The organism is Nisaea sp., assembly GCF_034670185.1.
GTDB lineage: Bacteria > Pseudomonadota > Alphaproteobacteria > Thalassobaculales > Thalassobaculaceae > Nisaea.
Genome location: NZ_JAXMNY010000002.1, coordinates 849,632 through 856,828, shown reverse-complemented (window position 1 = coordinate 856,828; position 7,197 = coordinate 849,632). Strand labels below are relative to the sequence as shown.

The window sequence follows — 7,197 nt, the reverse complement described above, 5'->3', positions numbered from 1 at the left end:
GTGTCGGTTCCACCGAACCGCAATTTATCGCATGAAAAGATGAAAAAATTACGAACAGCGTCGTAGTAGGGTGCGCATTCTGCATACATTTTTGTGTCTCATTCTGCGACATTAATGCTTGTATCACAATATTTTAGGGATACGTTGATAACTATGAAGAAAAACTGCATAAAAAGCCATCTAATTCTTTTCGATATATCGAATCAGAGGTTTGCTTGATGCGGAAAGCGGCATTTGGGATAACACATCCGCGCCGTCGTCGAGAATTGGGTGGCGCGGACTGATCCTGCCTATATGCCGCGTACTTTATCCGGCTGGAATGGGCGTAATCTGCAGAGCCGGAGTTCGAGACAGCATGGACCTGACCGCCTATTTCGACAGCGAGTTGAGCGAGCATCTGAAAGTGGCCGAAGCAGTACGGGCGAGCCTGGCGGGTCCGTTCGCATCCCTGACCGAGAGCTGTGTTTCTTCGCTCCGGGGAGGGGGCAAGATCCTGTTCTTCGGAAATGGTGGCAGTGCATCCGATGCCCAGCATCTCGCGACCGAACTTACAATCCGATACATCAAGGATCGCCCGGCCATCTCAGCCATCGCTCTGACCACCGACGGGTCGGCGCTGACTGCGGCGGGCAACGATCTCGGGTTTGACAAACTCTTCTCCAGGCAAATCGAAGCGCTTGGCCGACCGGGTGACGTCGCCATTGGCATCTCGACTTCCGGGCGCTCGCCGAATGTCATCGAGGGTCTCAGGATGGCGCGGGAAAAGGGGCTTGTTGCTGCCGGCCTCGCAGGGCGGACTGGTGGAGACATGGTCGGCCTCGCGGACCCTCTGATTATGGTGCCGCACGACGCGGCGGCGAGAATCCAGGAAATGCACATCACCATCGGTCAGGCGCTTTGCGGCGCTATTGAAATCCAGCTTGGCCTCGTGGAGGCATAAATGACGCGCGATTCCGACCTCTCCGCCAAAGTCGAGTCCCTCTCCGGGGTTCGCCTTCTCTGTGTCGGCGATGCCATGCTCGACCGGTTTGTCTACGGGGCGGTCGACCGGATCTCGCCGGAAGCGCCGGTCCCGGTTCTGCGGATCGAGCGCGAGACAGCGATGCTTGGCGGTGCCGGGAACGTGGTCCGCAATCTGGTCGCGCTTGGCGCGGAGGCCTGTTTCATTTCCGTGATCGGGCGCGACGCGGCTGGACGGGAGCTGACCGGTCTGGTGGCGGAAGAGCCGGGCGTTGAAAGTCATCTGCTGACGGTTCCTGGGCGTGAGACGACGATCAAGACCCGGTATGTCGCCGGCGCGCAGCAATTGCTGCGCGCGGATCAGGAGAATGTGCATGCGATTGATGCCGGTCTCGAGGAAGACCTGATCTCGCGGGCCGTTGCCGATCTCGAAGACTCTTCTGCGCTTGTGCTGTCGGACTATGGCAAGGGGCTGCTGACGGATTCCATTCTGGGAGCGCTGATTTCGGCGGCTCGGAACAAGGGCCGCCCGACCATTGTCGATCCGAAAGGCACGGACTACACGCGTTATCGCGGCGCAACGGCCATCACGCCGAACAGGCGCGAGCTGTCCGAAGCGAGCGGTATGCCAGCCGGATCGACCGATGAAATCGTGGCGGCCGCGCGGCACATCATCGAGACCGCGGGGATCGGAGCTGTGCTCGTTACCCGGAGCCAGGACGGCATGACCTATGTGTCCGGCAACCCGGATGAGGAGCCGCTGCATTTCGACGCGGTGGCGCGGGAAGTCTTCGATGTTTCGGGCGCCGGCGATACGGTTGTTGCGGTGCTCGCGGCATCCCTTGGCCGCGGAATTCCCGTCGCCGAGGGGATCGAGCTGGCGAATGCGGCTGCCGGGATTGTGGTTGGCAAGATGGGTACCGCAGTGGCCTATGCCTCTGAACTGGCGGCCGCATTCCGGGCTCACGATCTGCTGCAGGGCGAGGTCAAGGTCGCGTCGCCCGATATGATTGCCAAGCGGGCGGAAGAGTGGCGCAAGCAGGGCCTCAAGGTGGGCTTCACGAATGGCTGTTTCGACCTGCTGCATCCAGGGCACGTTTCCCTGATGCGCCAGGCCAAGGCCGCGTGTGATCGCCTGATCGTCGGCCTGAACAGCGATGCCTCGGTATCACGCCTTAAAGGCCCGGCCCGCCCGGTGCAGTCGGAGGCCGCGCGCGCGTCGGTATTGGCGTCCCTCGCGTCGGTGGATGGGATCGCGATTTTCAGCGAGGATACGCCGCAGGAACTGATCGAGATGATCCGTCCCGACGTGTTGGTGAAAGGCGCCGACTATACGGTCGAGACCGTGGTCGGAGCCGATTTCGTTCAATCCTATGGCGGAAAAGTCGTGCTGGCCGGGCTCGAGGACGGCCACAGCACCACGGCGACCATCGCCCGGATGAACGCGGGCCGGTAATCTGGTTGTATCCTGATCGGCCCCGTTGCGTTCCTGCCCTATCGGGGCAAGAATACCGAACCTGATTGCACTCCCCCGTTCCGCCCGGAACCAAATCGGGGAGGCCTAAAAGAATTCTAGAGGGAGATCTCCGATGGCATACGGTCTGGACGAATTCTGTCGCGAAAGCCATGACGCTCTGGCGCGCGACAACAGTCCCGCAGGCCGGGAAGCAGTCCGCAAGAACCTCGAAAAGCTGCTGATGAACCAGGCTTTTGTCGAGGACGTTTGCGGCAAGGACGCACCGATTGGCGTGACCGAGCTTTACCGTGACGATGAGCTCGAATTTGTCGTTCTGGCCCATGTGAATGACAAGCCGCATGCCTCGCCACCGCACGATCACGGTACCTCCTGGGCAATCTACGGTCAGGCCAAGGAATATACCGACATGAGCGAGTTCAGCCGGGCCGATGGCGGCGACGGGGATGGCGACGTGAAGATCGAGCATGTGAAGACCTACAGGCTCGCGCCGGGTCAGGCCGGTCTTTACGATGTGCGGGCCATTCACGCGATCGATTATCCGGCCCAGGCCTGCTTTGTGCGGGTGACAGGGCGGCCGCTGGAGAACGAGCCGCGGCTGCGTTATGACATGGAAACCGGTAAAGCCATGTTCATCGCTAACCGCTCCGCGAGCTGACCGCGTTCGCAAGCAAGTGACCGAGATCCCGGGCCGCGCCCGTCGTTTCGACGACGGACGGGCGGGCGGCCCGGATACGGGAGACAATGTCCGCCCGCATCGTCGGGTTGTTGGCGATCTCCGTTGCCTTCGCCGCATAGTCCACGCGCCCTGAAGCGATGCAATCCTCGACGCCCATTGTCCGGTAAAGCCCCATGGTCATGCGCCCACGCATGTAGCCGCTTGGCCAGGTGATAGCAGGCGTTCCCGCTGCAAACCCTCCGAGCGTGGTGTTACTGCCGCCGAAATGGATCGGGTCCAACATGACCTCCGCAGCGCCTAGCAGCCGCATATAGTCGGCCTTTGGAAGGAACGGCACAAACCGCACCCGTTCCATGTCAGCCCCCAGGACGGGAGCGAGCCGGGCCTTCACCTGTTCTGTCCATGCGATGTTCGCGCCCCCGATCAAGCCGATCATGCCGCGCGGGTCTGCTTTCAGAATCTCGCCGAGCCAGAGGTCGAACTCCGGATGCAATTTGAAGAGATTTTGCGGACAGAGATAAAGCGGCCGATTGTCCGGCAGGCCGAAATCGGATTTCGCGCCGGCTGGCGGGACGCGCTCATCGCGGTAATTCATCGGAATGCTGGGGCTGCGCACCAGACGTTCTGAATAGTGCGCTTCCGCTCCCTCTGGCTCAAAACAGTCCGGAGAGAGATAGGCGTCCACGGTGCTGATGCCGGTGGTTACGGGGTGGCCCCAGGTGACCCATTGCACCGGAGCCAGCCGTGTGTGGGCAAGGAAATAGGTGAAGGGCTCCATACCGATATCGGTATAGAGCAGCGCATCGAGACGGCAGGCCGCCGCGATCTCCGCCGCTTGAGCGATATTCGCCGGCAGTTCCACCACCTCATCGAACCGGGAGGCAATCTCCGCTGCCGCCGCATCCCGAAGGCTGGGCGGGCGCAGCAAGGTGAGCGTGAAGCGCTCCCGGTCGATCCCGGTCACCAGATTGCCGAACACGGCGCCGATCGTGTGCCCGGCAAGATGCGTTGAACAGATTCCAAGGCGAATCCTGCGGGTTGCGGGCGGCGGGCCGTCGCCTGCATGCGGGGCGGTGAAGTTAAGCATCGGGCAGGCATGCCGGTAGAATTTGCTGATACCGACCGCCAGATCCAGGTCGTTGCGACCGTGATAGACGAGATAGAAATTGGCGGCGCCAATCTGGTTGAGCGGGTCCGTCAGCTGGATGCGCCGGGCTTCCGGAGAGTCGAGGAATGCGGCTATCTTCTCGCGCGCGGCATCTATCTGCGGCACATCCCGGGGAATAACCGGCAGGGCAAAGGCTCTTCGGACTGCGAAGGCAGGCACCGAGGGAAAACGCTTCGCCGCATCAATGTAGGTGTCAAGCGCGGTCTCGTAGTTTCCGGCGCTTAGCTGGGCGCTTGCAAGGTTTCGCAGGATCTCCGGGTTGTCCGGAGCGGCTGCGAAGGCATAGCGGTAGAGTGCGATGGCGTGCGAGCTGTCTTTCTCTGCCCAGAGCACGATGCCGAGGTCGTTCAGCAGATCCGGGAGAGCCGGGGCAAGGACAAGGGCGCGTTTGAAATCCCGGGCAGCCTCCGCCGGGCGGTTCAGCGCGCGGTACGCCTGGGCACGGTTGGCGAAGGGAATGTGACCGGAGGCCTGAAGAGCGATGGCCCGGTCATAGTGATCGAGGGCATCTTCATTGCGGTTCTGCTCCTGCAAGCCGAGCGCAAGATTATAGGCGGATGCAGAATCGCCGGGTTCGAGGAGTATCGCTTTGTGGAGCGCCAGAGTGGCGCCGGACGGATCTCCCGCCTGCTTTTTAGCGGATGCGCATGCGTTCCAGAACGCAGCTTGGCCGGAGAGGCTGGCGCACCCGGCGGCCAGAGCCGACACGGCGGCCTCGGCAGCCCCACTGTCGATCAGGGCAAAGCCGAGATTGAGCCGGAAATCGTGCCGCCCGGGCGCTGCGGCAAGGGCGCGCCTTATGCAGTTAACAGCGGGTGCAGGATGGCCAGCCTGCAGCATCGCGGTTCCCAGAAGGTGCCAGCTGTCTGCTTCGCTGGGCGATGCACAGAGAACACGACGATATCCGGATATGGCCTCGGCGATTCGACCGGCCTGATGCAGGCTGTGTGCAGCGATCAGCATTTCGCGAATCTGCACGCCCTGTCTCCTTTCCCACCATGAGCCCCCGACCGGGGCCAAACTACTTGAATCGCTTATCATGCCGATCTGCCAATGGCGATTCCCGATGACAGGCCGAGTGTCCATGGTAGGTTTCCCGGCAGGGAGTGAAACATGCAAGAAGAGCTTACTTTTCCGCCGATATACCGGCCACATCGCCACGATGCGGAGGCTGATATTCTGGCGCTGGCCGTCGAGGCGGCGAAAAACGGTGCCGATCCGGCGAACCTGTACTGGAGCGACAGTGCTGATGTCATGTCCTGCGCCATCGTGCTGGCACCGGATAAACCGCTTTCCGAAAGCCTCGCGGCGGTTCATGTGGCGATGGTCGCGCTCGGCGATTGCCTTGGCGCCCAGGTCCCGCCGCAGGTCGAGGTCATGTTTGGCTGGCCGGACCGGCTGATCGTGAATGGCGGTCTGGCCGGAGGGGTTCGTCTCACGGTGGACCCGTCCGCGTGGGAAAATCTGGCTGACGATCCGGTGCCCGACTGGGCTGTGCTCAGCGTCGAGGTTGCGATGACGCCGCGCGAAGATGCGCCGGAGCCGGGTATGATGCGGCAGCGGACGACATTGTTCGACGAGGGGTGTGGTGAGCTCACCACAGGCGGCTTGCTGGAGAGTTTCTCCCGGCATTTCCTGCTCTGGACCAACCGCTATGTCTCGGACGGCTTCCGTCCTATTGCCGATAACTGGCTGCCGCGTGCCGCGAAACGGGGCGAGACGGTGGATCTCAGATTCGGTGGCGGTCAGTGGAAAGGCACCTTGCTTGGGCTCGACGAAAATGGCGGACTGGTTCTCGGCGATACGAAAACGCCGCTGGTGGCGTTGACCGATGTGCTGCGCAAGCCAACTTGGTCCCTCGATTGAAGCAGGCGGATAAATGACAGTTTTGGATGCACCTCGGGATTTCTGGATCAGCTCCGGCCATGCGCTGCTTGACCGGACGGCCGACGGCCGCCTGGCGGTTACGGATGATTTCCTGCGCGCGATCTTCGCCCGGCCCGAAGTGGCGCCGGTCGAGGAATCCTGTGCGACGGAGCGCAGTCTCCATGCGGCCCTTCTGCAAGACCCGCGCAGGCCGGTCAGTGAAATGGAGCTGTCGGCGTTCGGCGATAAGGATGGACGGGAGAATTATGAGATCGTACTCGGCTTCCGCAATGCCCTGCTGACGGCGGACAGTCTCGAAGCCTTCTATCTCTCGACCTTTCTGTCCGGCGACGTCTCCATCCCGCCGCTGTTCCTCGACCAGATTGCCCATGCCGTCGCCCGCAACATGCTGGAGGGGGTGAGTGACCCGATCCGCGCCCGTGCCGCCGAGCTGCTGTTCCGGAGCCAGCGGGTGACGTTGCAGGAAGGCATCGTGATGTGCGCCGACGAGGAAATTGTCGACATGCATGCGGCGGGGCAGGGTCAAAGTTCGCTGGAGCGCCTGATCGCGGAGAACGACACCCCGCTACGCTCCGTCGAGCTGGATGTGCTGACCGAGGAAAACGCGGCGATCTATTGGGATCGGAGCGACCGGTTCGACACTGTGCTCGATCTTACCTTCACCCGCCCGGGGCTGGATGCGCTGTGCCGAGTGCTGGAAAGCTGGGCTGCCCATTTCCTTGGCGTCGAGGTCTCCGTGACCCCGGTGCGCAGCATCAAGGACGAGCGCTGGGTCTGGCATGTCGGTCTCGATGCGACCTCGACCGGCATCCTGAATGCGCTCTACAAGGGTGAAGAGGTGGACGAGGAGACTCTGGTCAACCTGATCGCGCTGTTCAGGCTCGATTTCAAGCAACCGGAAGCCATGCGCGCAGATATCGCTGGGCGTCCGGTCTATCTCGGATTGGCGCAGGACGCGAAAGGCGTGCTGCGGATGAAGCCGCAAAACCTGTTGGTCAATTTACCGCTGGCCGTGCCGGCGTAAGGGAG

General features: G+C 62.0%; 6 protein-coding genes. 5 read left to right on the top strand and 1 reads right to left on the bottom strand.

The window, feature by feature from the left end; genetic code table 11:
- Positions 1–355 precede the first annotated feature (355 nt).
- The 3 genes from VOI22_RS13675 (at position 356) to VOI22_RS13665 (ending at position 3,092) form a co-directional block, all read left to right on the top strand.
- Entirely contained in the window at positions 356–940 is a 585-nt protein-coding gene (locus VOI22_RS13675; RefSeq protein ID WP_323797011.1) for a D-sedoheptulose 7-phosphate isomerase, read from the top strand.
- The gene (rfaE1, locus tag VOI22_RS13670) at positions 941–2,416 is read left to right on the top strand and encodes a D-glycero-beta-D-manno-heptose-7-phosphate kinase (RefSeq protein ID WP_323797010.1); all 1,476 of its coding nucleotides are present in this window, start codon (positions 941–943) and stop codon (positions 2,414–2,416) included.
- A 133-nt stretch (positions 2,417–2,549) separates the two neighbouring features.
- A complete protein-coding gene (locus VOI22_RS13665; RefSeq protein ID WP_051285242.1) occupies positions 2,550–3,092 on the top strand; it encodes a hypothetical protein in 543 nt (180 codons plus the stop codon).
- Here VOI22_RS13665 and VOI22_RS13660 read toward each other — a convergent pair.
- On the bottom strand, positions 3,073–5,322 hold the full coding sequence (locus tag VOI22_RS13660; RefSeq protein ID WP_323797009.1) for a tetratricopeptide repeat protein: 2,250 nt from the start codon (positions 5,320–5,322) through the stop codon (positions 3,073–3,075). The two genes, VOI22_RS13665 and VOI22_RS13660, sit on opposite strands and share 20 nt — an antisense overlap.
- A gap of 72 nt (positions 5,323–5,394) precedes the next feature.
- Here VOI22_RS13660 and VOI22_RS13655 point away from each other — a divergent pair, with 72 nt between their 5' ends.
- Both VOI22_RS13655 and VOI22_RS13650 read left to right on the top strand, forming a co-directional pair.
- Positions 5,395–6,147, top strand: a complete 753-nt coding sequence (locus VOI22_RS13655; RefSeq protein ID WP_323797008.1) for a biotin/lipoate--protein ligase family protein — start codon at positions 5,395–5,397, stop codon at positions 6,145–6,147.
- A gap of 13 nt (positions 6,148–6,160) precedes the next feature.
- Positions 6,161–7,192, top strand: coding sequence for a DUF6352 family protein (locus VOI22_RS13650; RefSeq protein ID WP_323797007.1), 1,032 nt, complete (start codon positions 6,161–6,163; stop codon positions 7,190–7,192).
- Positions 7,193–7,197: the final 5 nt, after the last annotated feature.